This window comes from Streptomyces sp. NPDC013455 (genome assembly GCF_040632975.1).
Classification (GTDB): Bacteria; Actinomycetota; Actinomycetes; order Streptomycetales; family Streptomycetaceae; genus Streptomyces.
In genome coordinates, this window is sequence record NZ_JBEYCX010000012.1 from 216710 (window position 1) to 243533 (window position 26824).

General features: G+C 72.7%; 24 protein-coding genes and 1 pseudogene. 16 read left to right on the forward strand and 9 right to left on the reverse strand.

The genetic code is table 11. The features are described from left to right. Nucleotides 1–14 precede the first annotated feature (14 nt). Nucleotides 15–719, reverse strand: coding sequence for an SDR family oxidoreductase (locus tag ABZ576_RS21025; protein WP_360742623.1), 705 nt, complete (start codon nt 717–719; stop codon nt 15–17). Nucleotides 720–1491: 772 nt separating this feature from the next. Here ABZ576_RS21025 and ABZ576_RS21030 point away from each other — a divergent pair. Together ABZ576_RS21030 and ABZ576_RS21035 are read left to right on the forward strand one after the other, a co-directional pair. Next, nucleotides 1492–2301: an SAM-dependent methyltransferase gene (locus ABZ576_RS21030; RefSeq protein WP_360742626.1), complete on the forward strand. Its 810-nt coding sequence runs from the start codon at nt 1492–1494 to the stop codon at nt 2299–2301. Between the two features lie 393 nt (nt 2302–2694). Next, nucleotides 2695–4173, forward strand: coding sequence for a glutamate--cysteine ligase (locus ABZ576_RS21035; RefSeq protein WP_360742629.1), 1479 nt, complete (start codon nt 2695–2697; stop codon nt 4171–4173). A gap of 6 nt (nt 4174–4179) precedes the next feature. Here ABZ576_RS21035 and ABZ576_RS21040 read toward each other — a convergent pair whose 3' ends face one another. Further along, nucleotides 4180–5523 (reverse strand): S41 family peptidase, encoded by a 1344-nt coding sequence (locus ABZ576_RS21040; protein WP_360742710.1) that lies wholly within the window; start codon nt 5521–5523, stop codon nt 4180–4182. Between the two features lie 149 nt (nt 5524–5672). After that, nucleotides 5673–6062 carry a helix-turn-helix domain-containing protein gene (locus tag ABZ576_RS21045; protein WP_360742632.1) on the reverse strand — a complete coding sequence of 130 codons (390 nt, stop codon included), beginning with the start codon at nt 6060–6062 and terminating at the stop codon, nt 5673–5675. 130 nt (nt 6063–6192) lie between these two features. Here ABZ576_RS21045 and ABZ576_RS21050 point away from each other — a divergent pair, with 130 nt between their 5' ends. The 3 genes and pseudogenes from ABZ576_RS21050 to ABZ576_RS21060 form a co-directional block, all read left to right on the forward strand. Beyond that, complete coding sequence (locus tag ABZ576_RS21050) at nt 6193–6843, forward strand: NAD(P)H-dependent oxidoreductase (RefSeq protein WP_360742635.1); 651 nt, start codon at nt 6193–6195, stop codon at nt 6841–6843. 310 nt (nt 6844–7153) lie between these two features. Next, nucleotides 7154–7435 (forward strand): hypothetical protein, encoded by a 282-nt coding sequence (locus ABZ576_RS21055; RefSeq protein ID WP_360742638.1) that lies wholly within the window; start codon nt 7154–7156, stop codon nt 7433–7435. An 89-nt stretch (nt 7436–7524) separates the two neighbouring features. Further along, nucleotides 7525–8208 (forward strand): annotated as a pseudogene (locus tag ABZ576_RS21060) (IS5 family transposase); the annotation flags it as partial. 211 nt (nt 8209–8419) lie between these two features. Here ABZ576_RS21060 and ABZ576_RS21065 read toward each other — a convergent pair. Further along, nucleotides 8420–9067, reverse strand: a complete 648-nt coding sequence (locus tag ABZ576_RS21065; RefSeq protein WP_360742641.1) for a tetratricopeptide repeat protein — start codon at nt 9065–9067, stop codon at nt 8420–8422. A 407-nt stretch (nt 9068–9474) separates the two neighbouring features. On the opposite strand from ABZ576_RS21065, the gene ABZ576_RS21070 reads away from it, so the two are divergent. Then, entirely contained in the window at nt 9475–10017 is a 543-nt protein-coding gene (locus ABZ576_RS21070) for a hypothetical protein (protein ID WP_360742643.1), read from the forward strand. Between the two features lie 218 nt (nt 10018–10235). After that, the gene (locus tag ABZ576_RS21075) at nt 10236–11117 is read left to right on the forward strand and encodes a DMT family transporter (protein ID WP_360742646.1); all 882 of its coding nucleotides are present in this window, start codon (nt 10236–10238) and stop codon (nt 11115–11117) included. 353 nt (nt 11118–11470) lie between these two features. Here ABZ576_RS21075 and ABZ576_RS21080 read toward each other — a convergent pair whose 3' ends face one another. After that, the gene (locus ABZ576_RS21080; protein ID WP_360742649.1) at nt 11471–11860 is read right to left on the reverse strand and encodes a RidA family protein; all 390 of its coding nucleotides are present in this window, start codon (nt 11858–11860) and stop codon (nt 11471–11473) included. Nucleotides 11861–12047: 187 nt separating this feature from the next. Between ABZ576_RS21080 and ABZ576_RS21085 the strand changes: the two genes are divergently transcribed. Then, entirely contained in the window at nt 12048–13028 is a 981-nt protein-coding gene (locus ABZ576_RS21085; RefSeq protein ID WP_360742652.1) for a pirin family protein, read from the forward strand. A 919-nt stretch (nt 13029–13947) separates the two neighbouring features. Beyond that, complete coding sequence (locus tag ABZ576_RS21090) at nt 13948–14400, forward strand: carboxypeptidase regulatory-like domain-containing protein (protein ID WP_360742655.1); 453 nt, start codon at nt 13948–13950, stop codon at nt 14398–14400. Between the two features lie 125 nt (nt 14401–14525). Here ABZ576_RS21090 and ABZ576_RS21095 read toward each other — a convergent pair whose 3' ends face one another. Next, entirely contained in the window at nt 14526–15023 is a 498-nt protein-coding gene (locus ABZ576_RS21095) for a DUF1877 family protein (RefSeq protein ID WP_360742658.1), read from the reverse strand. A gap of 251 nt (nt 15024–15274) precedes the next feature. Here ABZ576_RS21095 and uppS point away from each other — a divergent pair, with 251 nt between their 5' ends. Beyond that, on the forward strand, nt 15275–16009 hold the full coding sequence (uppS, locus tag ABZ576_RS21100; protein ID WP_360742661.1) for a polyprenyl diphosphate synthase: 735 nt from the start codon (nt 15275–15277) through the stop codon (nt 16007–16009). A gap of 92 nt (nt 16010–16101) precedes the next feature. Further along, nucleotides 16102–17511 carry an oxygenase MpaB family protein gene (locus ABZ576_RS21105; RefSeq protein WP_360742713.1) on the forward strand — a complete coding sequence of 470 codons (1410 nt, stop codon included), beginning with the start codon at nt 16102–16104 and terminating at the stop codon, nt 17509–17511. A 28-nt stretch (nt 17512–17539) separates the two neighbouring features. Here ABZ576_RS21105 and ABZ576_RS21110 read toward each other — a convergent pair whose 3' ends face one another. Further along, nucleotides 17540–18412 carry an SGNH/GDSL hydrolase family protein gene (locus tag ABZ576_RS21110; protein ID WP_360742664.1) on the reverse strand — a complete coding sequence of 291 codons (873 nt, stop codon included), beginning with the start codon at nt 18410–18412 and terminating at the stop codon, nt 17540–17542. Between the two features lie 336 nt (nt 18413–18748). Here ABZ576_RS21110 and ABZ576_RS21115 point away from each other — a divergent pair, with 336 nt between their 5' ends. Continuing rightward, a complete protein-coding gene (locus ABZ576_RS21115) occupies nt 18749–18904 on the forward strand; it encodes a DUF6131 family protein (RefSeq protein WP_173456762.1) in 156 nt (51 codons plus the stop codon). Nucleotides 18905–19052: 148 nt separating this feature from the next. On the opposite strand, the gene ABZ576_RS21120 is transcribed toward ABZ576_RS21115, so the two are convergent. Further along, the gene (locus ABZ576_RS21120) at nt 19053–21737 is read right to left on the reverse strand and encodes a M4 family metallopeptidase (protein ID WP_360742667.1); all 2685 of its coding nucleotides are present in this window, start codon (nt 21735–21737) and stop codon (nt 19053–19055) included. Nucleotides 21738–22148: 411 nt separating this feature from the next. Here ABZ576_RS21120 and ABZ576_RS21125 point away from each other — a divergent pair, with 411 nt between their 5' ends. From ABZ576_RS21125 to ABZ576_RS21140, 4 genes are all read left to right on the forward strand, one after another. Next, on the forward strand, nt 22149–22922 hold the full coding sequence (locus ABZ576_RS21125; protein ID WP_360742670.1) for a polysaccharide deacetylase family protein: 774 nt from the start codon (nt 22149–22151) through the stop codon (nt 22920–22922). 168 nt (nt 22923–23090) lie between these two features. After that, nucleotides 23091–24389 carry an extracellular solute-binding protein gene (locus ABZ576_RS21130; protein WP_360742673.1) on the forward strand — a complete coding sequence of 433 codons (1299 nt, stop codon included), beginning with the start codon at nt 23091–23093 and terminating at the stop codon, nt 24387–24389. Nucleotides 24390–24436: 47 nt separating this feature from the next. Beyond that, nucleotides 24437–25378, forward strand: a complete 942-nt coding sequence (locus ABZ576_RS21135; RefSeq protein ID WP_360742676.1) for a sugar ABC transporter permease — start codon at nt 24437–24439, stop codon at nt 25376–25378. Continuing rightward, complete coding sequence (locus ABZ576_RS21140) at nt 25375–26220, forward strand: carbohydrate ABC transporter permease (RefSeq protein ID WP_360742679.1); 846 nt, start codon at nt 25375–25377, stop codon at nt 26218–26220. The genes ABZ576_RS21135 and ABZ576_RS21140 overlap by 4 nt, the downstream gene beginning before the upstream one ends. Nucleotides 26221–26235: 15 nt before the next feature. Here the strand turns inward: ABZ576_RS21140 and ABZ576_RS21145 are convergent, their stop codons facing one another. Next, nucleotides 26236–26583, reverse strand: a complete 348-nt coding sequence (locus ABZ576_RS21145) for a DUF1330 domain-containing protein (protein WP_360742716.1) — start codon at nt 26581–26583, stop codon at nt 26236–26238. Between the last annotated feature and the right edge of the window lie 241 nt (nt 26584–26824).

Below are 26824 nucleotides of genomic sequence, written 5' to 3' on the forward strand. Positions count from 1 at the left end.
GCACCGGGTCCGGCTCAGGCCGCCAGCTGCGGATACAACGCGGCCAGGTCCCCGGAGAGCCCCGCCTTGACCCGTCGGCTGAGGTCGTCCGCCAGCACCTCGTACGCGTCGGCCTCCACGCCGTCGAGCGCGAGCGCGGCGACGTCGCGCGGCGTGGACTTGGGGGCGTCCACGTGCGCGGCCATGTCGGTGTCGATGTAGCCGACGTGCAGGCCGGTGACCCCGATGCCCCGCGGGCGCAGCTCCAGCCGCAGCGAGTTGGTCTGCGACCACAGGGCCGCCTTGCTGGCGCTGTAGGAACCGGCGACGCCGATCCAGGAGAGCACGGAGTGGACGTTCAAGAGGTGTCCGCCGCCGTTGCGCTCGACGACCGGCGCGAAGGCCCGGGCGACCAGCAGCGGCCCGTAGAAGTTGGTCTCGAACTCCCGGCGTACGTCGTCGAGCGGCGCGTCGAGGAGGGAGTGGGCGCCGAGCGAGATGCCGGCGTTGTTGACCAGGACGGTGACGTCCTGGGCCCGCGCCGCCGCGGCGTCGACGGAAGCGGGGTCGGTGACCTCCAGCGCGAGCGGTACGGCGTCGGGGTGCGTCACGCTGCGCGGATCGCGGGCCGTGGCGTACACCTTGGCGGCACCGCGCGCGTACAGCTCCTCCACCAGCGCCTTGCCGAGCCCGCGGCTGCCGCCGGTGACCAGCGCGACGGAGTTCTTGATCGACGTCATGTGCGTCTCCAGGGGGAAACAGGAGGGGAAACCGATCGGTTTCCGCGTCAACCGTAAACCGATCGGTTTCCAACGGCAAGCACAAGGGGGTGATGACGACGCTCCGCGCGTGCCGTGGGAAGAGGGAACCGGGACCGACGGGCCGACGGGAGACAGGCCGTGGCTGGTGGCCGACGGGTGGCCCGTGGTCGGCGGGCGACGGGTGGCCTGTGGCCGGCGGGGCGGGGAACGGCCCGAGCGCATGGATTAACCGTTCCCCGTCCCTGCCGGTCGGCCCTCCGCCGGGTGCCTGCGAAGGCGGCGGGCCGGTCTCCGGGGGCACCGCCGCGACGGACGTGCCCGCATCACCGATCCTGTTCGAACCCTGCGACGCCGGGCGCCCGCGGGCCATCCGGGAAGGTCCGGCCGGGTGAGGCGGGGCAGGCGACCCGCCACCTGCCCCGCCGACCCGGCCTCCGTCCACCCTCCCCCCCCGGTCCGGCCTCCGTCCACCCTCCCCCCCCCGGCCCGGCCACCGTCCACCCTCCCCCCGGCCCGGCCTCCCCCCGGCCCGGCCTCCGTCCGCCCGCCCGTTTGGCCTCCACCCGCCCGGCCCCGACCGCGAGGCACCCCGCCTCGACCGCGAGGCACCCGGCCCCGACCGCGAGGCACCCGAGTCCGGCCCTGTGGCAGCGGCCTGCGGGAACTCCCTGCGCAGAGCGGAAAGTTGATGTGGGAAGCTGTGCCCGGCCGGTACGGACCAAAGCGTGCCGGCCGGGGAGAGGAGCTCAGCGTGATACAGGACGGCTTCGAGGCCGTGGACATCGACACCAGCCGACCGCACCCCGCGCGGATCTACGACTACCTCCTGGGCGGCAAGGACAACTACGAGGTCGACCAGCGGGCGGGTGACGCACTCGTCGCCGCGGCGCCCGAGGCCCGGATCGGCGTGCGGGCGAACCGGGCCTTCCTGCGGCGCGCCGTCCGGTACGTCGTCGGCAGCGGGGTCCGCCAGATCCTCGACATCGGCACCGGCCTGCCCACCTCGCCGAACGTGCACGAGATCGCCCAGGCTGCGGCGCCGGACGTGCGCGTGGCCTACGTCGACAACGACCCGATCGTCGCCGCGCACGGCAACGCCCTGCTCAGCCGGTCCGGTACGACCCGCATCATCCTCGGCGACCTGCGCGACCCGCGGTCGGTGCTGGACCACCCCGACGTCCGCCAGCTCATCGACTTCGACCAGCCGGTCGCCGTGCTCCTCGTGGCCATCCTGCACTTCCTCACCGAGGCGGACCGGCCCGCCGACATCGTCGCCACCCTGCGCGAGGCGCTCCCGGCCGGCAGCTTCCTGGTGCTCTCCCACGCCACCGGCGACTTCGCGGACCGCACGGCCGCCCAGGCCGTGTACACCAACGCCACCGCTTCGCTGAACCTGCGCACCCGCGCGGAGGTGGAGCGGTTCTTCGACGGTTTCGAGCTGGTGGAACCGGGCCTGGCGCAGGTTCCGTTCTGGCGTCCGGACACCCCGCCCCCGCCCCGGTCCGACGAGATCGGCTTCTACGGCGGCGTGGCCCGCAAGAACACCGGCCGCACCGCCTGACGAGCACCGCCGACCGCACCGCCTGACGAGCACCGCCGACCGCACCGCCTGACGAGCACTGCCGGCCGCACCTGCGGCCACCGCGGGCACGACACCGCCCGGACCGCCCCGCCGGCACCGCTCTCCGCGCCCGCCGGCCGACGCGGCTCACCCGCCCCGAGCCGGCACGGCCCACTTCGCAGGGGACCCGCCCCACGGGCCCGCGGCGCCGCAGGCAGGGACTCGCACCGAGTGGGCAGTGGCCGCAGGCAGCGGCTCACACCAGGTGGGGCAGCGGCTCGCACCAGGTGGGGCATGGGCTCGCACCAGGCGGGGCGGTGGCCGGCTTGGTGCGGGTAGCGTGCTGGTGCGACGCTGGAGGGAAGGTGTCCGACGAGGGGACCTGGAGGGCCGATGGGGCGCGACGTCCCGGCGCTCGTCTTCACCCGCGAGGACCGCCGCCGGTACCGGATCAAGATGCAGGAGTGCCTGGACACGTTCGCGCAGATGCTGCGCGAGGCACGCTTCGAGTCGGAGCGGCCGCAGGTCGGCCTGGAGATAGAGCTGAACCTGGTGGACGACGACGCCGAGCCGGCGATGCGCAACACCGATGTGCTGGAGGCGATCTCCGACCCCTCCTGGTCCACCGAGCTGGGCCGGTTCAACCTGGAGATCAACGTTCCGCCCCGGCGGCTGATCGCGGGCGGCCCGGACGCCTGGGAGTCGGAGATCCGGGCCGCGCTGAACCACGCCGACGAGCGGGCCCGCTCGGTCGGCACCCGGCTGATCGTGGTCGGCATCCTGCCCACGCTGCGCCAGGAGCACATCGACGGCGGCGCCCTGTCGGAGAACCCTCGCTACCACCTGCTCAACGACCAGATCTTCGCGGCCCGCGGCGAGGACCTGCGCATCGAGATCGACGGGACCGACCGGCTGCGGACCTACGCGGACACCATCACCCCGGAGGCCGCGTGCACCAGCACGCAGTTCCATCTCCAGGTGTCGCCCGAGGAGTTCGCCGGCTACTGGAACGCGGCGCAGGCGATCGCCGGGGTGCAGGTCGCGCTCGCGGCCAACTCCCCCTTCCTGTTCGGCAAGGAGCTGTGGCACGAGACCCGTATCCCGCTGTTCGAGCAGGCCACCGACACCCGGCCGGAGGAGATCAAGGTGCAGGGGGTACGGCCCCGGGTGTGGTTCGGGGAGCGGTGGATCAACAGCGTCTTCGACCTCTTCGAGGAGAACCTGCGCTACTTCCCGGCCCTCCTCCCGCTCTGCGACGAGCAGGACCCGGCCGAGACTCTGGACCGCGGCGACATCCCGGAGCTGTCCGAACTCACCCTGCACAACGGCACGATCTACCGCTGGAACCGGCCGGTGTACGCCGTCGCCCAGGACCGGCCGCACATCCGGGTGGAGAACCGGGTGCTGCCGGCCGGCCCGACGGTCGCCGACACCCTCGCCAACGGCGCCTTCTACTACGGGCTCACCCGGGCCCTGGTGGAGGAGGACCGGCCGGTGTGGTCGCGGATGTCGTTCTCGGCCGCCGAGGACAACCTGCACGCCGCCGCCCGGCAGGGCATCGACGCGCCGCTGTACTGGCCCGGGATGGGCGAGGTGCCGGCGCCGGAGCTGGTCCTGCGGCGGCTGCTGCCGCTGGCGCACCGCGGTCTGGAGCACTCCGGCATGGACGAGGCGTGGCGGGAGCCGCGGCTCGGCATCATCGAGCAGCGCTGTGTGACGGCGCGCAACGGGGCCGTGTGGCAGAAGGAGATGTTCCATCACATCGCCGCCACCACGCGCGCCGGCCGGCACGAGGCGCTGCGCCGGATGACCCAGATGTACATCGACTACATGCACCTCAACGCGCCGGTGCACACCTGGCCGGTCGACTGACGGGATTCAGCCGCGCGGCCGCAGCAGGGTCACCGCGCGGTCGAAAGCCGAGTCGCGGTGCTCCGCGAACTCCTCCTCGGTGAAGACCGGTTCGGTCACCTGGGGCGGGATGCCGGTGGCGTCGAAGGTGCGGCCGGTGCGGGTCAGGAACTCCTCGTTGGGCAGCGCGCAGACCATGCCGCCGGGGAGATCGCGCACCATCACGTCCGAGAAGACGCCCTGGGTGGGCTGCCCGATCCGTACGGTGCGGCCGGGCCGGTCGAGCAGGGCCTGGGTGAAGGTCTCGCCGGCGCTGACCGTCGATCCGCCGGTGAGGACGGCGACCGGGCCGGTGTACCGGGGCGCGTCGGCCGGGACGACGGGGACGGGTTCGGGCCGGGTGTGCCGGGTGGCGTCGGCCGGGTCGTTGCGCGCGCGTTTGGCGTACGCGGTGTACGGGGTGTCGGTCAGCCGTGCGGCGATGCGGATGCCGAGGGCGTCGGAGCCGCCGCCGTTGACCCGCAGGTCGATGATCAGCCCGCGCAGGCTCCGGGTGCGGCCCGGGGTCAGGACGGTGTCGAGCGCCCGGTCGAGTTCCGCCTGGTCCATGGTGTATGGCGCGTCGTCGCCGGCGTAGTCGCCGAAGCCGGAGATCCGCAGGTAGCCGAGGCCGCCGCGCAGGTCGGCGTAGGTGATGCGCCCCGCGCCGAAGTCCTGGCGGTGGACGGCGCCCTCGAGGTCGCGGGTTACGACGTAGGCCTTGACCTCGGCGTCCAGTTCCTCGCTGGGCTGCTCGGTGCCGGGCCGTACCTCGGCGAGGACACGGTCGCCGTCCCGGACCGCGACATGGGCGTCGTACAGGGGTCGCAGCATGCGGCTGAAGATGTCGAAGAGCTGGGCCCTGGTGGTGTCGCGGTGCACCCGGGGCCGGTAGCGGTCGCGGACGGCGTGCCAGTCGACGCCCTTCCGCGCGAAGAAGGGGTAGTTCTCCTCGAACGTCTGCCAGAGCACGTCGAAGGCGGCACGCGGATCGCTGGACGGCGCTCGCGTGCAGTCGGCGGGCAGGGCCCGGACGCGGGTCAGCCGCCGGTGGCCGACGGAGCTGTCGGCGGTGAGCCGGGCGTGCTCGCCGTCGGGAGCGGTCCGTACGGTGAGCAGCGTGCCGTCCGGCGTGACGTACCTGCCGGGGCCGGTCCGGCGTGCGGAGTCGCCCTCGACGCAGCTGACGGAGGTGGTCTGGTACTCCCGCAGGGCGTGCCCGCCGAGCACGAGCAGGGTGCCGTAGCCGTCGGTCCGCCACACCCCGTCGGTGGCCGGGGGGTCCGGTGGAGCGGCGGATCCCGATAGTACGCCCGCGGCGGCGAAGGCCAGGGCGGCGCCGGTGGCCGTGACGATGCGCACGATCGGGTCCCTCCCGGAACGGGGCACGGACCACCACCGTCCCCGACGGCCGGGCCGCCCGCCATCCGGTGGGCCGGTGCACCGGAGGGGGGACGTCCCCGGGACGCGCGCGCCGCCCGCTAGGTGTACTCGCGGGCGGGCCGCTCCAGGGACGTCTCGGGACACGCCGACGCCTCCGGGAGGTGGGCCTTCGCCCACTCGGCGAGTTCGCGGAGCGCGGGCTCCAGGGCCGCGCCGGCCTCGGTCAGGCGGTAGGAGACGCGCAGCGGGGGGCCCTCGTCGACCTCGCGCAGGACGAGGCCGGCAGCGCCGAGTTCGGCGAGCCGGTCGGACAGCATGCGTTCGCTGATGCCGGGGACGGCCCGGCGCAGGTCGGCGAAGTACGCGGGCTGCTCCACGAGGACGGCCACGATCGGACCGCTCCAGCGCTTGCCGAGCAGCTGGAAGACACGGGTGATGCCGTCGTCCACCCTCTTGCACGCCGCGCTGTCGTGGTTCTGCTCCGCCATGGCCTCAGGGTACTACTCCACCGTAGGGGGCTGAAAAAAAGTAAGCCCATGTGTTAAATGTAGTCCAGTACGAAACGTCAGCCTGAGCGCTGCAACGTGCGGCCGCTCAGCCCTTTTCCTGGAGATATCCATGGCCACCCTGCTGCACATCGATTCGTCCGTCTTCCCGACCCAGGCGTCGGCCTCCCGCGCCGTGACGGAGGCGTTCCGCACGCACTGGGAGGAGCAGCACCCGCAGGGCACGGTCATCTACCGCGACCTGGCGGCGCAGCCCGTTCCGCACATCACCGCCGACGCGCACCTCGCGGGCTTCGTCCCGGCGGACGCCCACACGCCGGAGCAGGCCGCCCTCTTCGCCGAGCGCGTCAAGCTCATCGAGGAGCTGGAGCAGGCCGACGCGATCCTGATCGGCGCCCCGATGTACAACTACACGATCCCGTCGACGCTCAAGGCGTGGCTCGACAACGTGATCCTCATGGGCCGCACCGCGGGCGAGACCCCGTCCGCCAAGGGCACCCCGGTGACCGTCATCGCCAGCCGGGGCGGCTCCTACGCGCCGGGCACCCCGCGCGAGCCCTACGAGTACGTGCAGAACTACCTCAAGGCCGTCCTCGCCGACGCCATGGGCCTGGACCTGGAGTTCATCGTCCCGGAGCTGACCATGGCGTCGAAGAACCCGGCGATGGCCGAGCTCGTCCCGCTGTACGAGGCCTCCCGCGACCGCGCCTTCGAGGCCGCGGCCGCCCGGGCCCGCCAGCTCGCGGAGCGCCTCGCGGCCTGACCCTCCCCTGCTGGATCCTCGACAACACGTCCCGGCCGCGGCGGGCACGGTGGTGAACGTCCTGACCGCCGTGCCCGTCCGGCTGTCGGTGGCACGGTGGTGAACGTCCTGAGCGCCGTGCCCGTCCGGCTGTCGGTGGTCCCGATCGAGGCCGTCCGGCGGCTGTCCGCGGATACGGCGCCGCAGAGCCGTACCTGCTCGGCGCCGGGGGCCGTCCGGCGGCCGGGGCACACGGCCAACGTGGGGACAGGCCCCGGCGACACCTGCGCGGTGCGGGGCGGGGGGCCGGGACGGGTGGGAACCTGCGCCCATGAGGAACCCTCCCGCCATCACCAGTTACGTCGACCGGGTCACCGCCGGCCCGGGCGGCGCGCTGACCGACGAGGCCGGCATCATCACCGGTGATCTCACCGTCGCGACCATCCTGCGGTCCGACGGCCACAGTGTGCGCGTCGCCATCCAGCACTCCGGCAGCGACGTCTGGTACACGCTCGCCGGCAGTCCCGCGCCCGTGCCCGCCGGGCAGCTCGCGGCGTACCACCGCGACCTGCTGGGCCGGATCCGCCGCGGGGGCGGCACCCGGGCCACGTGACCCGCCCGTCCCCGGGGGTACGGCTAGCCCCGGCGGGACGGCTAGGGTCTGTTGCGAAAGTGGATCTTGGTCGTGGATGATCACGCTCTGTGGGGCGTGGGGATCCGACGAACAGCCAGTGGGCCCGGCTGGAGCCGTTGCTGCCGCAGGGGATCAAACCGGGCCGGCCGCCGGTGTGGTCGCGACGGCAGCTGATAGATGGCATACGGTGGCGGACCCGGACCGGTGCTCCCTGGCGTGATGTGCCAGAACGCTACGGACCCTGGGACCGGGTCTACGACCTGTTCCGGCGCTGGCAGCGCGATGGCACCTGGGCCAGGCTTGTCACCCAGCTCCAGAGCCAGGCCGACGCCAAGGGCTTGATCACCTGGGACGTGAACGTCGACTCCACCATCTGCAGGGCCCACCAGCACGCCGCCGGGGCGTCGAAAAAGGGAACCTGCAAGGAGCCGCCCGGCGGCATCGCCGTCGAGCCGGCCGACCACGGCCTCGGACGCTCCCGGGGCGGGCTGACCACCAAGGTCCACCTCGCTGTCGAGCAGGGGCAGAAGCCGTTGTCCGTGCTGATCACGGCCGGTCAGCGAGGTGATTCGCCGCAGTTCGAGCCTGTCCTGGAGGCGATCCGGGTGCCCCGGCTCGGTGCTGGGCGGCCCCGCAGCAGACCGGACCGGGTGCGGGCCGACAAGGCGTACGACTCCCGCCACAACCCGGCCTACCTTCGAAGACGCGGGATCAAGGCGACCATACCGGTCCCTGCCCGACCGCGACCGCAACCGCCAGAAACTCGGCTCCCGAGGCGGCCGGCCGCCGAAGTTCGACAAGACCGACTACCGCGAGCGGCATGCCGTCGAGTGCGGGATCAATCGCCTCAGGCGCCACCGGGCCGTGGCCACGAGGTACGACAAGCTCGCTGTCCGCTACGAGGCGACCGTGCTGGTCGCAGTCCTCAACGAATGGCTGTGACCAGCACTGCCCCGTCAGAGCCTAGGAACGGATGTGGCTACGGGCTTGCTCGATCCACCCCAACACGGCCTTGGCGCTGCAGCTCTCGGCGACTGACTGCGCCTCGTCAAGGTGGTGGGACGCCGCCGCTGGGTCGCCGGTTTCGGCCGCGAGGTAGGCCAGTGCCACCAGACCGGCTGCTTCCCCGGGCCTGAAGCCGATCTCACGGCGCAGTATCACCGATTCGGTCAACCGCTCGCGGGCCTGATCGAAGCGACCCGCATCCTTGTCGTCGAAGCCGAGATGCCGAATCGCATAGGACATCGTCATCCGGTCGTCGACGGATTTCGCCAGCGCGTACGACCGCTCGAAGTACGGCCTGCCAGCGACGCCGTCGCCCCTGACCACCTGGTACCAGCAGCCGACCCAGAACAACGCCTTCGCCTCACCCGACACATCCCCCAGACGCTCGTACAACTCGGCCGCGCGCTCAAACAGCACCAGTTCCTGGGTGTTCTCTTCGCGGTCGTTCAGGAAGCGGACGTGCAGCACCTTGCCCCGCGCCATGGCAAGCGGCGCCTCGACCGCGTCCAGCACCTCATCCGACCGGTCCAGCGCGGACGTGTCCCCACCGAACATCGCCGCTTCGAACAGCTCTCCCGCACGTTCGATCCAATCCTGCCCCTGCATACCTCTACCCCTCCCCTTCGGACGATGACAGCGCCGAGGCTATCTCCGCACTCCCGGCGGAACGCGGGAATTGTGGGACGGCGACTCTTGAACACCCCAGCCGCCCGCGAGCGGGGGAGTGCCAGCGGCCGACCCCGGCCCGTCAGCTCCTACGAGAAAGCCTGACCTGGGTGACCGAGCCAGCTGCCTTCGACTTTCGCAACAGGCCCTAGCCCGGGCGGGACAGCCGGCTACGGCGGAACGGCCGGCCCCCGGCGCGACGGCCGGCTACGGCGGAACGGCCGGCCCGGGTTTCGGCGCGGGTCGCCGGGGGAGTCGGTGCGCGCCGGCCCGCCGACGGCACCGGCACCCCGCCCGAGGCCGTACGACGACCGCCGACCGGAGGGCGGCCATGAAGGAGGCACGTGATGAACCGGCTCCGTACACCCCGGCCCCGGGACACGGGCGGCACCGACACGAAGCTGCTCGGAATCTACCTCAACGACCACCTCGCCGGTGCCACGGCGGGCACCGAGCGGGCCGGCCACCTGGCCCGTTCCACCCGTGGTTCCGCGCTGGGCCAGGCCCTCGGACCGGTCGCCGCGGAGATCCGGGAGGACCGGGCGACGCTGCTAGGCATCATGCGCGACCTGGACGTGCCGGTCCGCCGGGCCAAGGTCTGCGCGGGCTGGGCGGCCGAGAAGGCGGCCCGGCTGAAGGCCAACGGCCGCCTGGTACGGCGCTCCCCGCTCAGTACGGTCCTTGAGCTGGAGGCGCTGCGGCTGGGGGTGGAGGGCAAGGCGTCCTTGTGGCTCACCCTGCGCCGGCTCGCCACGACCGACCCGCGCCTCGATCCCGGCCGGCTCGACGCCCTCCTGGACCGGGCCCGGCGGCAGCAGGACACCGTGGAGGAGTGGCGGATCCGCCAGGTGGACGCGGCACTGCGCACCACCGGCCCCGAGAGCGGCTGACCCGGGGTCCGGCCTCCTCACCCTCCCGACGTCGTCGGCTCCAAGGCCACCGGCCCCCCGCCTCATACGAACCATGCGGCCATGCGGCCATGCGGCCATGCGGACGGACGCGTCGGCTCGGGGGACGCCGGCGTGGCCGTACCCGCGGTGGGCGGCGTGCTTCCATAGCCTGGGAAGGCCCGGAGCCCCTCCCGGCAACCCACCCGCAGGAGACGGTCGTGATCGAACTGGCCGCGGTGTTCGCCGTCGCGGGCGCGGCGAGCAACGCCGTGGGCACCGCCTTCCAGCGCAAGGCGGCGTCCGTCTCCCGCAGCGGCGGGATCCGGCTGGTCGCGGAACTGGCGCACCACCCGCTCTGGCTGATCGGCATGGCCGGGGTGGTCTGTGCCGCGCTGTTCCAGAGCCTGGCGCTGGTCAACGGCCCGCTCGCGCTGGTCCAGCCGCTCTTCATCCTGGAGCTCCCCTTCGCCCTGCTCGTCGCCGCCCCGCTGATGCACCGGCGGCTGCCCTCCTGGGGCTGGTGGGGCGTGGGCGGCTGTGTGGCGGGGCTCGCCGTCCTGCTCGTCGCCGCCGCCCCGCACGGCGCCACCGACCAGGCACCGCTCGACCACTGGATCCCGGCGGTGTGCCTGTGTCTCGGCGCGATGGCCGTGGCCGTCCTGCTGGCCGGCCGCAGGCACCCGCCGGCCCGGCGGGCCGCGCTGCTGGCGGCCGCCTCCGCGATCGGCAACGCCCTGACCGCCGCCCTGCTGAAGTCGGCCACCGGCACCTTCGCCGACCAGGGTTTCGGGGCGTTCCTGCGGTCGTGGCAGACCTACGGCTTCGCGCTCGCCGGGGTTGCCGCCGTGGTGCTGCTGGAGAACGCGCTGCAGGCGGGCCCGCTGGCCGCGGCACAGCCCGCGCTGACCATCGGCGACGCGGTGGTGAGCCTGACGCTAGGCATCACCCTGTTCGACGAGCGGATCCGCACCGGCTGGTGGCTTCTGCCGGAGGCGTGCGGTGCCCTGCTGATCGTGGTGGGCGTGCTGGTGCTCAGCCGGGCGGTGCAGCGGATCGTCGTACTGCCGGCCGCCACCGAGCCGGCCGGGCGGCCCGGGTAGCGGTCTCCGCCCGCGGGCGCACGCTGGTGCGGCCGCGTCAGCCGAGTACCTCCTCCACGCCCGGCAGCCCGAGCAGACGGTGAAGCACACGGGGCCGCGGCTCTGCGGTACATGCCCATGGCGTACCGCCGTTCCTGGTACCCCCGCGCGTGCGCGGTGCGGTTCGCGCGCCGTGCCGCCGGCAGGGCTCCCCGCGCCGCCGGTGCGCCGTGCCGAGCGCCCGGATGCACGACGCGGCCGGTCCCCGGGAACGGACACGCACTGCCTCCCGCCGCCGGTCCCGGCACCCGCAGATCGGCCGGATGCGTACACGCACCACGCCCGTCGCGTCAGCCCGCACCGCGCCCTTCGCGTCAGCCCGCGCCGCGACGGGCGAAGACCTCGATCTCGATCTTCATCCGCGGGTCGGCGAGGCCGCACTCCAGCATGGTGGCGGCCGGCCTCACGTCACCGAAACAGCCGCGCAGCACCGGCCAGCAGGGTTCGAAGTCCGTGCGGTCCGGCAGCATGTAGCGCACGCGCACCACGTCGGCGAAGGTACAGTCCGCCTCGGCCAGGGCGGCCCCGATGTTGCGCAGGCACTGCTCGGCCTGCTCCACCACGTCGTCGGAGATGGTCATGGTCGCGTAGTCGAACCCGGTGGTCCCGGAGACGTGCACCCAGTCCCCGTCGACCACGGCACGGGCGTAACCGATCTGCTCTTCGAAGGGGGACCCGCTGAGGATCACACGTCGTTCCGTCATGCGCCGAACGCTAGGTGAGCGGGCGCGGCACGTCCACCACGTGTGGCGCCACGACCTGGTGGGCCGACCTGGACTCCTCCGGGTGCCGTGGCCGGCCCCCGGCCGATCGTGCGTGCGCGGTGCCGGCATCGGAGCTATGCTCGACTTATTTGAAGATGAAACTATCATGGAGGGGAGGTGGGCGCCGGTGAGCAACACCGAGACCATGCCCGCCGAAACACTCTGCGGCTCCCCCGCCGGCACGGCCGGGGCGGACGCGCCGGCACCGGTGGAGGTACTCACCCCGCGCGATGTGCCGCTCGGCGGACCCCGCGCGATGACGGTACGGCGCACCCTCCCCCAGCGGGCCCGCACCCTGATCGGCGCCTGGTGCTTCGCCGACCACTACGGCCCGGACGACGTCTCCCGCACCGGCGGCATGGACGTCGCCCCGCACCCGCACACCGGGCTCCAGACCGTGAGCTGGCTGTTCAGCGGCGAGATCGAGCACCGGGACAGCGTGGGCAGCCATGCCTTCGTACGGCCAGGCGAGGTCAACCTGATGACCGGCGGGCACGGCATCAGCCACTCCGAGGTCTCCACCCCCTCGACCACCGTGCTGCACGGGGTCCAGCTGTGGGTCGCGCTCCCCGCGGAACACCGGGACACCGCCCCGGCTTTCCAGCACCATGTGCCGGAGCCGGTACCCCTCGACGGTGCCGTGGTGCGCGTCTTCCTCGGCTCCCTGGCCGGCACCGTCTCGCCGGTGCGGACCTTCACGCCCCTGCTGGGAGCCGAAGTCACCCTGGAGCCGCACGCCACGATCACCCTCGCGGCCGACCCGGGCTTCGAACACGGGGTCCTCGTCGACCAGGGCGAGGTCCACGCCGCCGGAACCCTGCTGCACCCGGCCGAACTTGGGTATCTCCCGACCGGCCGCGACACCCTCACCCTCACCAACGGCTCGGCCGGGCCCGCCCGGCTCGTCCTGCTCGGGGGCCCGCCGTTCGGCGAGGAGATCATCATGTGGTGGAACTTCGTCTGCCGGTCGCACGAGGAGGTCGTACAGGCCCGGGAGGACTGGATGAACGGGGTGCGCTTCGGGGAGGTGCGGGGCTACGACGGTGCGCCGCTGCCCGCGCCGAAGCTCCCCGAGGTGGCGCTGAAACCACGCGGAAGACTCCGCTGACCGGAGCGCCCTCCCGCTCCCGCTCCGGGCCCCGCGAGGCCGGGCTGATCCACGCGACAGGATCCGACCCCCGAGGCGGGCGCGGAGGTGGGCGCGCAGCTGGAGGGCCTCCTCGTGTGGCCGGCCGTACTCCTGCGGGTGCCGTTGTGCCGGCGGACCGTACAGTTCGACGGCTTCCTGTACGGCGGCCGGCACGTCGGGCAGTGAGCGCTGCCGGACGGTCCGCACCAGCGCCACGGCGTACAGGGCGGAGGTCGACAGTGGTTGCCGGCGGTCGCGTCCGCGGCCGCGCGCGATGACCTCGCCGCTTGCCGCGCGCAGATCACCGAGCGAGGGGCTTCCCGCGTTCCGGTGCGCCTCCACGAGGCAGTTGGCGAAGTGCTGCCGCGCCCGCTCCCACGCCGGCGTGCCGTCTCCCCCCTGTCCAGCCGTCCCGCGCTGTCCCGGACCGTCCCGGGCCGCCCGCGGGCGCACCCGTTCCGACCAGTGCGGACGAGCCCGTCCCGGTAAGTCGTCCCCGATCCCCGGGGCCCGGGGCACACGTCCCGCACAGTCTGCCCGTCGGTCGGCACCACCACGGTCCGACGTCGTTGCGCAGGGGCTCGACGTCCGTCCACCGGGAGACGATGAGATGCCTCGTACCCGTCGCCACGTCCTCGGCGCACCGCCGGGCCGCGCGGCGGGCGGTAACCGTACAACTCGACCGTTCAGCAGGCGAGACGGGGCGGGGGCCGGGACGGCTTCCGGCCCCTCGTCGGCGTGCTGATCATGCCTGCCGCGACCGGTGCGCCCCGCGCGCCGGGGTCACCCGCGGGACCGCCCGGGGCCGAGTCGCGCACGACTGGCGGCGGCGGGAGGGGGCCCACAGACTGGAGACAGGGGTGGCCTCCAGCGGTGGTCCGATCGGGAGGAGACTCGGGTGTTCGGGTGTGTGCGGGCGGTTTCCGACAACCGCCCGATCTTCATGATCAAGGTCAGCGTCTATCGCGGTGACCTCACGGAGATCGATCACGTCTTCACCGACGAAGAGGGCAGGTACAGCGTGGCGATCGCCGCGGGTGAGACGGTCACCGTCCGGTTCGACACCCACCACTCGCTCACCAATGCCGACGACTGGCAGCCTTCCGTGGTCGCGAACACGGTCACCAGCGACGACACTCCCCTGAACCGCAGCCTGCTGCCGACGGGCCAGGACTTCGGCGCCGCGTCGAGCATGGACGCCCTGAACGGGTACGTGATCGCGGCGGCGGTGCGCGAGAGCGAGGAATACGCCGCGACGGCGGCGCGGCGCCTCGCGATGCTCAAGCAGCCGAGCCTGGTGCTCCAGGCGCTGCAGCAGAAGCTCCTGGACCACTTCGGCGAACCGACCTAGACGTGTGACGACAGTGGACGGGGCCGGGGCCGGGCAGGCCGCGCGCTCGGCCCCTTCGCGTGTGCGGCCGACAAGGGCGTATGCCGCCCGGACCATCCGCGCTCACCTGCGCAGACGTCGACGCCTCAGGCCCACACCGCCCTGACCACGGCGTGGCCTGAGGCAGCCGCCCGCCCGTAAAACCCTTGGAGGCGCCTGTGATGGTCGAGGAACTCCTGCCTGACCTGCTCCTCGTCCCCGCCGGACCGGACGAGCCCGGCACCGGCGACGTTCCACAGCCCGTCGAACGGGACACGTGCGAGGAAGCCTGCGGCCTGTGACACCCCAGGCGGCTCCAGAATGCCCAGGGGCGGGTCGGAGGGGTCGGCATCGGCGCTGTGCGCCACGGGGCGGCCGCCGTAGATCGGCAGCTCCCAGGGCTGGGCGGCATCCGCATCGAGGACGTCGGCAGCGGCGTAGAGGTCGTTGACGGCGTGCCAGACCTTGTCGATCGAGACGGCGATGCCCGCCCCGTACTCGTCGGGGTGGTTGTCCCACGCCTCGGACATGAACGCTGCGAGCCACGTGTGGTCGTCTCGGATCGCGGATTCCGCGACGGCGCGCAGGTGCATGTGGATGCTCACAGCGACGAGTCCTCGAGTTCGGCGGCCCGCCTGTCGGGCCGGACGGACAGAACCTACTCGCCGGCACCGACAGTGCGGTGCCCGCCTCTTGACGCCGGGACACCCTGCTCCGCCAGGACGCCCCCCCGACTCGCCCCCGCGCGTGTTTACCGCGCGATCCGGCGCCCGGTCACCTCATCACACAGGCGTACCAAGGGTGAACGACGGGCGTTGTGCCGTATCGGGGAGCGGGAACTGACACGCTGCTGATCATGATCCGACACCGTCGAGGGGTGCCGCGGCACGTGGCCTGTGTGATGGACGGCAACGGCCGCTGGGCGGCGCAGCGTTCGTTGCCGCGTACGTCGGGGCACCGCGCGGCGGAGACGACGGTGATCGACGTCATCGAGGCGGCGCGGACGGCCGGCGTGGAGTGGCTGAGCCTGTACGCGTTCTCCACCGAGAACTGGCAACGCCCGGACGCCGAGGTCGACTTCCTGATGCGCCTGGTCCGCCGGGTGGTGCGCAAGCACGCACCGCTGCTGCACGCGCGCGGGATCCGCTGCCGGTTCCTCGGGGTGACGGACCCGCGCATCCCCGCGCCGCTGGCCCGGGACTTCGCCGACCTGATGACACTGACCGCCGAGAACCAGGGCATGACACTCACCGTCGCGTTCGATCACGGCGGGCGCAGGGACATCGTGGCGGCGGCACGGTCCCTGATCCGCAGCGGTGTGCCGGCCGAGGCCGTGGACGAGCGGAGCTTCGCCGCTCATCTTCCCTTCCCCGACACACCCGACGTGGACCTCGTCATCCGCACATCCGGGGAACAACGCATCTCCAACTTCATGCTCTGGCAGGTCGCCTACGCGGAGTGGATCTTCCCGCCGGTCCTGTGGCCCGACTTCCGCGCACCGCACTTCCTGGAGTGCCTGCACACCTATCGGCAGCGCGACCGCCGCTTCGGCGGCGTCGCGCCGTACGCGAACGGAGAACGACGACCGTGACCGCCCCAGGCAGCAACCAGCCCGGCACCACCGGCGCCGACGCCACTCGGCACGGACCGGAAGGCGGACCGTCGGCGCCCGCCGAGCCACAAGTGTTCGGTCCGGGCAGCCGGTTCCACGCCTTCTTCCAGGATCCCCGCTGGGCGCTGGCCGTCATCCGGGCGACCGTGCTGGAGGCCGCGCACCCGCAGATCGGCGCGGCCCTGATCGAGAACTCGACGTTCGTGGCCCACCCGTGGCGCCGGCTGCGCAACACGGTCGTGAGCCTGCAGCGCATGTCCGGTGACGACGACGGCGTGCGGCGCCGGGAGGTGGCCCGGCTCAACCGGCTGCACGCCCGGGTGAAGAGCACCGACGGGCCGGGCCGGCCGTACGACGCGATGGATCCCGAGGTGCGCGCCTGGGTGGTCGCGACCCTCTTCGAGAGCAGCGTCACGATGTACCGCCTGAGCGGGCAGCCGCTGGAGCAGGCCGCCATGGAGGAGGTGTACGCCGAATTCCGCGCCTACCTGGCCGCCTTGGACGGCGACGCCGGTCGTCTGCCGCCCACGGTCCGGGAGTTCTGGCCGTACTACGACCGGGTGGTCGAGGAGCAGCTGGAGGACACGGAGGCGATGCGCATCATCCTCTACCGGCTCTTCGACCATCTCCCCGCGCCGCCACTGCTGCACGGCCTGCCCACGCTGTGGGCGGCCGGCCGGGCGGTCGTCGGTCCCCTGCTGGGTGTGGTGACCGTGGCGTCCCTGCCGGAGCGGTTCCGCCGTCGGGCGGGGCTGCCCGAGACACCCGGCGCCCAGGCCATGATGCAGAGCGCGTACCTGGCGGCGGGCCTCACACGGTTCCTCCCCGACGGCTGGACGCAGATCGACAACATCACCAGGCTGCTCGCCTCCTCCCCCGACGGCGACGACCCGGCGGCCCGGACGATCGGCGCGCTACGGGACCGGGTGCGCCGGGCCGGGGCCCTGGTCCGGCTGCTCACGCCGCTGCCGCCGGACCCGGATCCGGGCGACGCGGCCGACGGGCGGCGAAGCGCGGAGGAGTTCTTCGCGGCGGTGCTGGACCAGACCGGCGACGGCTACCTGGACTGGCCCGACCTCGCGGCCATGGCCCGGGAACTCGCCGGCCGGCTCGACCTGGACGAACCGGAGGAGACCCGGCTCTACGACGCCTTCGCCGGCTGGTGGCGGGAGCTCCAGGAGGCACTCGACACCGACGGCGACGGCCGCGTCAGTGCCCGGGAGTACGCCGCGGCCGTGCCGTCGCTGGCCGGCCCCGCCCTGATCAGGGTCGCCGAGGTCCTCTTCGACGTCACCGACACGGACGGCGACGAGCGCGTCGACGCCCACGAGTACCGGACACTGTTCCGCGCCGGGTTCCGGCGGGACATGACCGGCAGCGACGGCACCTACTCGCGCGGCGCGTTCGTGCGGGACTTCCTGTCCTTCATGTCGGGCCGTGAGCGCTCGACGCCCTACGACCCGCTGTTCGCGGACGCGTGACCGGCGGCCCCGGCGGGACGGCGCCCGGTCAGCCGAGACCGAGGACGGCCATCGTGCGCTGCGCCATCTGCCGCTCGCCGAGGGCGTTGGGGTGGACCGGCACGACGCTCTGCCCGAACAGCAGGGGTTCGATCCACCGGGTGCCGGCGGCCTGGCAGGCGTCGTGCCCGGTGGACGCCTCGGCGAAGTCCACGTACGTCGCCCCCGTCTCCTCGGCGGCCCGCCTGACCACGGCGTTGAGGTGCGCCTGCAGGGCGTGCAGGTACGGTATGTCGCCGGTGGCGACCGGCAGTCTGACGAAGCAGGACGGGTCGGCCGTGGCGGGGGTGATCCACGGGTAGCCGAGCACGGCCACCCGGGCGTGCGGCGCCTTGGCGCGGACGGCGCGCAGCGCGGAGGTCAGCGCGGGGTAGGTGGTGGCGTCGATGGCATCGTCGAAGGACGTCCCGTACTTGTCCTTGCAGGGACTGCCCTTGCCGCCGCTGAGGATGCCCGCGGTGCCGCACGCGGTCACGGCGTTGATGAAGGTGCCGTTGTCGTTGCCGCCGATCGTCAGGGTGACCAGGTCGGTGTCGGCGGTGACGGCGTCGGTCTGGGGGGCGACGCCGGGGTACTGGGGCTCGGTGAAGTCCTTCGTCTGCGCTCCGCCGCAGGTGACGTCGGTCAGGTTGGCTGCCGTGCGGGAGGCAATGACGTGGGGGTAGTTCGCCGTGGACCGCAGGCAGAGGGGGCTGCCGAGGTCGACCGGGAGGACACCGGAGGCGGCGCTGTAACTGTCGCCCAGTGCGGCGTAGTCGAGGGGCGCGGTGGCCCGGGCCGGGGTCGGGACGAGACCGAGGGCCAGTGCGCCGACGGCCGCTGACGTCGCGGTGAGGACACGGCGCAGGGCGGGGATGGGCATGTGCTCTCCGTTCTCGGGACGGGGCGCCGGGCATGCGGGCACGGCGGTGCCCGTGGGGTGTGCCGGGGCGCGGGAACGCGGTGGCCAGCCGGGGCGGGGCGGCTCGCTCGGTCAGGGGCGGCGCGACCGGGCGAGGGGCGTGCACGACGGCCGGGAGATGGGGGCCGTGGGACCGCCGCGGGGTTACCGCGAGTTCTACCGATAGGTAATGTGAGGCCGCCGCAACGGCGAGTCAACAATCCCGACCGAATTTCTTGAAAATCGGACCGGCTGATAATGCGCGCTCATCGGGGGCACTCGGAGGATAGGAGCACCACTACCAGCTGGAGGCACGTCATGATCGCCCTCGGTGTCATCCTGCTCATCATCGGCTTCCTCACAGGGATCTCGATCCTGTGGACCATCGGCGTGATCCTGCTGGTGGTGGGAGCCATCCTGTGGATCATGGGGTCCATGGGCCACGCGGTCGCCGGCCGTCGCCACTATTGGTGAGCCGAGCCGCCCTTCGTGAGCGGCGACACATGACCCCTCCCGGTGCAGGCGCCCTCGGGGCGGCCGGGAGGGGCCGTCGTACGCACGCACGACCAGCGGCCCGCCGGAGGAGTCCGGCGGGCCGCTGGTCGTGCCGGGGGGGGTGCCGTCAGGCGCAGGTGCCGCTGGGGCGGGCCCGGGTCACCACGTCGCTGATGCCGGTGGTCGCGTCCAGCCAGACGACCCGGGTACCGTCGGCCGCGGCCGCGGAGAGCTGCTCACCGCGGTTGCAGGAGACCCGGCTCCGGTGCGTGCCCTCGCCCTTGCGGTCCGGTGTGAACTGCCAGAGCTTGGACAGCGTCGCGTTGCCGATCCCGGACGCCGGGGGGCGGGCGACCATGGTGACCGCATCCGCGGAGGCCGTCACCTCGGAGACGTCGAGGGCCTCCGGCCCGGTCTCCGGGCTGAGGTCGGTGACGCCCGAGCCGTCGAGTCCGGCACGGCGCAGGGTGGTGGTGCCGTTCTGGCCGACGGCGTCGAGCAGCCAGTAGACGCGGCCGCCGGCGACGGCCGTCGGGCCGAGGCTGGTCTGCGGGGCGGCCTGCTGGATCACCGTCTCCTCACCGGTGGCCACGTCGACCAGCCGGGTGGTGGACTCGTACACCGCTGCGACGCGCTTGCGGTCCTGGTAGACGACCTTGCCGTCGCTCACCGAGGGGAAGGTCGCCCGGTGGTAGGTGCCGCCGCCGATGGTGGTCACGTTCGTCGGGTCCTTCAGGCTCAGGTAGGCCACGCCGGCCCGGCCCCCGTGGTTGCTGTACGCGAAGGCCACCGTGTCACCGTCGACACCCAGCGCCGTACCGGCGCTCCGGCCGTGCCAGAGGGTGCGCACCGGTCCGCCGGCGAGGGGCCGGGCCAGGATGTCCACGCCGGACGCTCCGTGGGCCTGCCACACCACCGTCTTGCCGTCGGTGGCCGGGTTCACGTGGTAGCGGCCGTCGTTGGGGCTCATGAGCTTGAGCTGCCCCTTGCCGTCGGTCCGGCCCGCCCACACCGAGTACGGCTCGGCGCCGGACTCGTCGGAGTTCGAGGCGGCCCACCAGCCGCCGCCGGCGCCGAGGTGGGTGTCGTAGGTGTTGACGCGGGAGAGCAGCACGTCGGAGTCGATGCCGAGGGCCTTCTCCCAGTTCGGCACGATGCCGTGCGCGGTGAAGGCCTTCCGCACGGCGGCGGTCTTCTGCCCGCCGATCCCGAGCTGCTTCGCGGCGGCGACGACCGCGTCGCGGCCCTGGGTGAAGCCGTCGAGGGGGGTGAGGTACTCCGTGAGCGCCTTGTACACGACCGCGTCGGCGAGGTCGGGTCCGAGCTCCTCGCGGATGTCCCAGAGCGCGCCGGCGAAGAGGGTGGAGTTCAGGTGCACGCCGCCGTTGTCCGTGCCGAAGCCCACGCCGAGGAAGGAGCCGGCGGTGGTGCGGCCGTCGTTCAGGTCGCGGATCGCGCAGGCGCGCGGGTCCTCGGTACGGCACAGGGTCTCGCCCAGGAGCGCGGAGTCGGGGTCGTCCATGGAGAGATGGCGGGCGTCCGACTCGATGGCGTTGCCGAAGTAGTCGGCGAGGGCCTCGTTCATGGCGCCGGACTGTCCCGCGTAGACCAGGTTGGCGGAGTGTTCGATGACGCCGTGGGTCATCTCGTGGCCCACCACGTCCAGGGCGGCCGACAGCGGCCGGTACTCGGCGTCGCCGGTGCCGTAGACCATCTTCTGGCCGTCCCAGAAGGCGTTGACGTACGGCTGGCCGTAATCGGTGGCGCCGACCAGGGAGTTGACGGTCATGCCGTGTCCGTCCAGGCTGTCCCGGCCGAACTCGCGCTGGTAGTAGTCGTAGACCTGCCCGGCCGCCCAGTGGGCGTCGACCGCGCCGGAGTCGGTGGCCTCGGCGCCGAACCGCTCGGTTGGGGAGGCGACTTCCTGAAGGCCGTCGGGCCAGGCGCCGGACAGGTCGCTCGCCCAGCGGTCACGTGCGTCCCAGGTGGCCAGGACGTGGTCGGGATGGCTCTGGATGCGGGTGCGGTCGCGCAGCACGTAGGCGCCGCGGGCCTCGTCGTGGGTGATGCCGAGCGGGACGGTGGTGCCGTCGAGCCGGACGCCGGAGCCGGAGGCGCCGTCGGCGCGTACGCCCGTGCCGGGTGCCCGTTCGGCGGGCAGGGAGCGGGCCGCGCTCCTGCCGGTGCCCGGGGTGCCGGGTGCGCCGAAGGTGCGGATCCCGCTGTACTGGAGGACCGGGTAGCCGGCCCGCGCGTCGATGTACACCTCGCGCAGCACCGGTTCGCCGTGCGCCGGGTCGGTGCCGCGGACGGTGATGTGGCGGGTGAGGACGCCGGTTCCCCCGGGCAGGACGATCAGCCCGTGGGAGGTGCCGGTGAGCGGCGCGCCCTCGGTCTCCCCGTCCGTGCCGGCGCCGAACGCGCGGGTGGTGAGGTCCTGTCGTACGGCGTCGACCGCGCGCTCGACGGCCAGGGCGTCGTCGACCTCGGCGGTCGTGCCGGTGCGCAGTCCGGTGACGTACCTGCCGGAGGTGCCGGTGACGATCCGCCGGCCGCCCTCGCGTTCCATGCGGACGAGGTACTGGCCGCCCAGGACCGGCACCCCGTGGTGGGTCTGCTGAAGGCGCACGGTCTGCCGGGCGCCGGACGTGAGCGTCCCGGCCGGGTGCAGGTCCCGGACCGGGTCGTCGATCCGGTAGCGGTCCTCGCGCGAGGCGAGGTACGCGCGGGCTGCGTCCACGGCGGTGCGGGCCTCAGGCGCCGGTTCCCGGATGCCGTCCACCAGCGCGGGTGTCGCCGTGTCCTCCCCCACCGCGGTCGCGGGTGCCGCCGGTACGGCGTCGGCGGGCGCCCCCGGGACGACGAGTGCGGCGGCGCCCAGGAGCGCCGCCGCACCGGATAAAGCCTTTCGCCGAGCTCTCGTCCTCGTCACCGGACGCTCGGAGCGCGTTCTGGAATGACGCACTGTCTCCCCAACCCCCCACAGGTACGGCCGTCCCGACGGCGGGACAGCGCCGGAAGGCCCCATTGGAAGCGGTGGTGCGCCGGTGCATCAACAGGCCGGACGAGACGACCGGCGATTTCCGGACCCGGCGGCGGCCGACTGTTCCGGAACCGCCTCGGGATTGTCCGTGATCCGTAACAGAGGGATCCCGTGCTCGCCCCCGGCCGTCCTGCCAGGTGCACGACGGGACCCATCGACACACCAGGGGGCGGGACGGACATGGCGCGGCATGGCGGACGGGGATGGTACGGCCGGATGGTCGCGGCGGCGGTCGGGGTGACGGCGGTGGCGGCCGCCACCTCGGTGTGGACCGCGCAGGCCGGTCAGAGCGGCGGCGGGCCCGCCGCACCGGGCGCCTCCGCCCGGGCCGCCGCGCCGAAGGTGAAGCCGGTGGACGCCGCCATCGCCCACGCCTCCGACCGGGGTGAGCACGCCGTCAACATCACCATCGACGACGGCCCGGACCCGGTGTGGACCCCGCAGGTCCTCCAAGTGCTGCGCGACAACGGCGTGAAGGCGACGTTCTGCATGGTCGGCACCCAGGCCCAGGCGCATCCGGATCTGGTCAAGCAGGTGGTGGCCGCCGGGCACCGGCTGTGCGACCACTCGGTGTCGCACGACACCACCATGGACACCAAGTCCCGGAGCTACCAGGCGCAGCAGATAGAAACCGCCGAGCGGCAGATCACGAAGGCGTCGGGGGGTGTCCGGCCGATGTACTACCGGGCCCCGGGCGGCGCCTTCACCCCGTACAGCCGGCAGTTGGCGGCCTCGCACGGGATGCGGCCCCTGGGCTGGAACGTCGACTCGAAGGACTTCGAGCGGCCGGGCAGCGACGCGATCATCTCCACCGTCCAGAGCCAGTTGCCGAACGGGCCCACGATCCTCTTCCACGACGCGGGCGGTGACCGCGCGCAGACGGTGGCGGCGCTGCGCACGCTGCTGCCCTGGCTCAAGCAGCAGGGATACGCCTTCGGCTTCCCGGTGCGCTGACCACCCACGCCCTGTCACCGGCGGAAGGCGCGTCGCACCGCGTGCGTCCGCCGGTCACAGAGTGGTTGAGACCTCTTGTGGGCGTGATCCAGGAGCCCTAGCCTCCGATGCGTTGTGCACAGCGAAATCATCATTGCGCATGTTGCAACGCCAGCGGAGGAGCACTCCATGAAGCCGTCCGTCCGTTTCCTCGGGCTCACCGCCCTCATCGCCCTGCTGACCACCGCCTGCGCCCCCCAGACCGCCCACAACTCCCCCTCCGGCAAGGACGACAGGACCGGCACCCTGCGGGTCTGGCTCTTCCAGGAGGTCGCCAACGGGCCCAAGGAACGGGTGGTCGACGCCGTCCTCGCCGGCTTCGGGAAGGCGCACCGGGGCACCCGCGTCACCGTCGAGTACATCCCCGTGGAGTCGCGCGCCCAGCGCGTCAAGGCCGCCTTCAACGACCCGGAGTCCGCACCCGACGTCATCGAGTACGGCAACACCGACACCGCCGGCTATGTGCGCGACGGCGGACTGGCCGACGTCACCCGGGACTTCGACGCCTGGAACGAGGCCGAGGACACCGACCCGACCGCCCGGCAGTCGGTCACCGTGGACGGCAAGGTGTACGGCGCGCCGTTCTTCGTCGGCGTCCGCGCCCTGTACTACCGGACCGACGTCTTCGACCGGCTCGGCCTCGGCGTGCCGGCGTCACAGGCCGAGCTGATCTCCACCGCGAAGAGGATCCGGGCCGCCAGGCCGGACCTGTACGGCCTGGCCGTCGGCGGCGCCTACACGTACGGCGCGCTGCCGTTCGTCTGGGCCAATGGCGGGGACCTGGCCACCGCCGAGGGCGGTTCGTACACCTCCGCCATCGACAGCCCCGCCGCCCGGAAGGGCATCCGGGCGTACACCTCCCTCTTCGGCGACGACAACTGTCCCGCCGCCAAGTGCGCGGGCATGAGCGGCAACGACACGGTGACCGCGTTCGCAGCCGGCAAGGCGGCCATGGCGATCGGCGGCGACTTCAGCCACGCGGCGGTGGAGGCCGGGAAGGTCAAGGGGAAGTACGCCGTCGCTCCGCTGCCGGGGGTGGAACCGGGCTCCATCGCGCCGGCCTTCGCGGGCGGCAACAACATCGGCGTCCTGAAAAGCACCTCCCACCGCACGCTCGCCGTGGACCTGATGAAGCGGCTCGCCTCGAAGAAGACGCAGGGCGCGCTCTTCGACGCGATGGGCTTCCTGCCGACCTTCACCGACGTGCGCCGACGGGCCGCCGCCGAAGAGCCGTTCGTGGAGCCGTTCGTCGCGACGCTGGCCGCCGGCACCAGGTTCGTGCCGGCCTCGCCCGCCTGGGCGCGGATCGACTCCTCGCTGGTGCTGCCGACCATGTTCCAGGAGATCGTCGCCGGCAAGAAGGAGGTGGCGGCCGCCGCCGGGGACGCGGCGCGGAAGATGAACGACGCGTTCGGCTCCGCCGGGTGAGCCGGACGACGGCCCCTTCCGGGTCGCGGGCCCCGGAACGCCGGCCCGTGCGGGCCGTCCGCGGCCCGTCCCGTCCGCGTGGCCGTGGCCGCGCACCGGGCCCGGCCCCGCGTTCCCCGGGCGGGTGGACGCCCTGGCTGTATCTGGCGCCCGCTCTGCTCGTCCTCGGCGGACTGCTGGTCTACCCCGTCTACCAGCTCGGGCTGCTCTCGTTCCTGGAGTACACCCAGGCCCAGGTCAGCGGCGGCGAACCGACCCGGTTCCGGGGGGCGGCCAACTACACCGAACTGTTCGCCGACGAGCAGTTCCGGCAGGTGCTCCTGGCGACGGTCGGCTTCGCGGCGGCCTGTGTGGTCGCCACGCTGACCGTTGGCTGCGCACTCGCCGTACTGCTCACCCGCGTCCGCGCGCTCCCCCGGCTGGCGCTGATGCTGGCCGCGCTGGGCGCGTGGGCGACGCCGGCGATCACCGGCTCGACGGTCTGGCTGTTCCTCTTCGATCCCGACTTCGGCCCGGTGAACCGCCTCCTCGGCATCGGCGACTTCTCGTGGACCTACGGCCGCTGGAGCGCCTTCCTCCTGGTCCTGCTGGAAGTCGTGTGGTGTTCCTTCCCGTTCGTGATGGTCACCGTGTACGCCGGTATCCGCGCCGTGCCGGGCGAGGTGCTGGAAGCCGCCGCCCTGGACGGCGCCTCACCGTGGCGGATCTGGCGCTCGGTGCTGGCACCGATGCTGCGGCCGATCCTGGTCATCGTCACCGTCCAGTCGGTGATCTGGGACTTCAAGGTCTTCACCCAGATCTACGTGATGACGGGCGGCGGCGGCATCGCCGGGCAGAACCTGGTGCTCAACGTCTACGCCTACCAGGAAGCCTTCGCCTCCTCGCAGTACAGCCTCGGCTCGGCGATCGGCGTGGTCATGCTGCTGATCCTGCTCGCCGTCACGCTGGGGTACCTGCGGCTGCTGCGCCGCCACGGGGAGGAGCTTTGAGTCGCCTGCGCCATGCGGTCCGGCGTCCCTGGCGGCTGGCCGCGGAGGCGACGGCGCTGCTGGTCGCCGCGGTCGTCGCCTTCCCCCTCTACTGGATGCTGCTGAGCGCCTTCAGACCGGCCGGGGAGATCGAGTCCACCGAACCGCGCCCCTGGACGTCCTCGCCGTCGCTGGACTCCTTCCGGCGCGTGTTCGAACAACGGGAGTTCGGCCGCTACTTCGTCAACAGCCTCGTCGTCGCGGGCAGCGTGGTGATCGCGTCCGGGCTGATCGCCTTCCTCGCCGCGACCGCCGTGACGCGGTTCCGGTTCCGCTTCCGGACCACCCTGCTGATCATGTTCCTGGTGGCCCAGATGGTGCCGGTGGAGGCGCTCGCCATCCCGTTGTTCTTCCTCATGCGGGACCTCGGCCGGCTGAACACGCTGGGTGCGCTGATCCTGCCGCACATCGCCTTCTCGCTGCCCTTCGCCATCTGGATGCTGCGCGGCTTCGTCAAGGCCGTGCCGGAGTCCCTGGAGGAGGCGGCGTACCTCGACGGGGCAAGCCGCGCACGCTTCCTGTGGCGGATCCTCCTCCCGCTCGTGCTGCCGGGCCTGGTGGCCACGAGCGTGTTCTCCTTCATCTCCGCCTGGAACGACTTCCTGTTCGCCAAGTCGTTCATCATCAGCGACACCTCGCAGTCGACCCTGCCGATGGCCCTGCTGGTCTTCTACAAGCCCGACGACCCGGACTGGGGCGGCGTGATGGCGGCGTCCACGGTGATGACCGTTCCGGTGCTGGTGTTCTTCGTGCTCGTCCAGCGACGCCTGGTCTCGGGGCTCGGCGGAGCGGTCAAGGACTGATGCGGCGGGCGGGCGCTACCCGGCGGCCAGCCCCTCCCGCATCGCCTTCGCGGTGGCGGCCGGGTCGTAGTCCTCGGGGACGCCCGGGACCAGGATGATGTCGCCCGCGATGTGCCGGGAGCGCAGCGGCGCGATCTCCTGGTACGCGGGCGAGTCCCACCAGGCCCGTGCCTCGGTGATCGAAGGGAAGGAGATCACCACCACGTGCCCCGGCCAGCTGCCCTCCTTGACCTCGTGCTGTCCGGCGTGCACGAGGAAGCGGCCGCCGTACGGCGCGAAGGTGGCGCTGATGCGCTCGATGTACTCGGCGATCTCGGGGTGCGGGGCGGCCTCGTGCAGGTGGGCTATCGCGTAGGCGGACATGGTGTCCTTCCGGTCGTCCGGTCGGGCGTACGCGACGATCGTGCCACGCCGGCGGGCCCTCATGGGCGACCTGACGGGTGATCACCCCCGGTGGCCGGCCGAGCGGCAGGCGTCCCCGGGCCGGGGGCGCCTGCCGTGTCCGTGGCGGCTAGGCCGTGTCTTTCGGATCACCCCGGGGCCGCGGGGCTTGGCACGCACATCTGCCGCGTTGTCGTCGGTCGCCGACGCGCCGCGTCGACTC

Coding starts and splice junctions, on each gene's coding strand:
- ABZ576_RS21025 (WP_360742623.1), bottom strand. CDS start 719: ATGACGTCGATCAAGAACTCCGTCGCGCTGGTCACCGGCGGCAGCCGC.
- ABZ576_RS21065 (WP_360742641.1), bottom strand. CDS start 9,067: ATGCAGGGGCAGGATTGGATCGAACGTGCGGGAGAGCTGTTCGAAGCG.
- ABZ576_RS21050 (WP_360742635.1), top strand. CDS start 6,193: ATGGCCACCCTGCTGCACATCGATTCGTCCGTCTTCCCGACCCAGGCG.
- ABZ576_RS21080 (WP_360742649.1), bottom strand. CDS start 11,860: ATGACGGAACGACGTGTGATCCTCAGCGGGTCCCCCTTCGAAGAGCAG.
- uppS (WP_360742661.1), top strand. CDS start 15,275: ATGATCCGACACCGTCGAGGGGTGCCGCGGCACGTGGCCTGTGTGATG.
- ABZ576_RS21035 (WP_360742629.1), top strand. CDS start 2,695: ATGGGGCGCGACGTCCCGGCGCTCGTCTTCACCCGCGAGGACCGCCGC.
- ABZ576_RS21130 (WP_360742673.1), top strand. CDS start 23,091: ATGAAGCCGTCCGTCCGTTTCCTCGGGCTCACCGCCCTCATCGCCCTG.
- ABZ576_RS21125 (WP_360742670.1), top strand. CDS start 22,149: ATGGCGCGGCATGGCGGACGGGGATGGTACGGCCGGATGGTCGCGGCG.
- ABZ576_RS21115 (WP_173456762.1), top strand. CDS start 18,749: ATGATCGCCCTCGGTGTCATCCTGCTCATCATCGGCTTCCTCACAGGG.
- ABZ576_RS21110 (WP_360742664.1), bottom strand. CDS start 18,412: ATGCCCATCCCCGCCCTGCGCCGTGTCCTCACCGCGACGTCAGCGGCC.
- ABZ576_RS21145 (WP_360742716.1), bottom strand. CDS start 26,583: ATGTCCGCCTACGCGATAGCCCACCTGCACGAGGCCGCCCCGCACCCC.
- ABZ576_RS21045 (WP_360742632.1), bottom strand. CDS start 6,062: ATGGCGGAGCAGAACCACGACAGCGCGGCGTGCAAGAGGGTGGACGAC.
- ABZ576_RS21055 (WP_360742638.1), top strand. CDS start 7,154: ATGAGGAACCCTCCCGCCATCACCAGTTACGTCGACCGGGTCACCGCC.
- ABZ576_RS21070 (WP_360742643.1), top strand. CDS start 9,475: ATGAACCGGCTCCGTACACCCCGGCCCCGGGACACGGGCGGCACCGAC.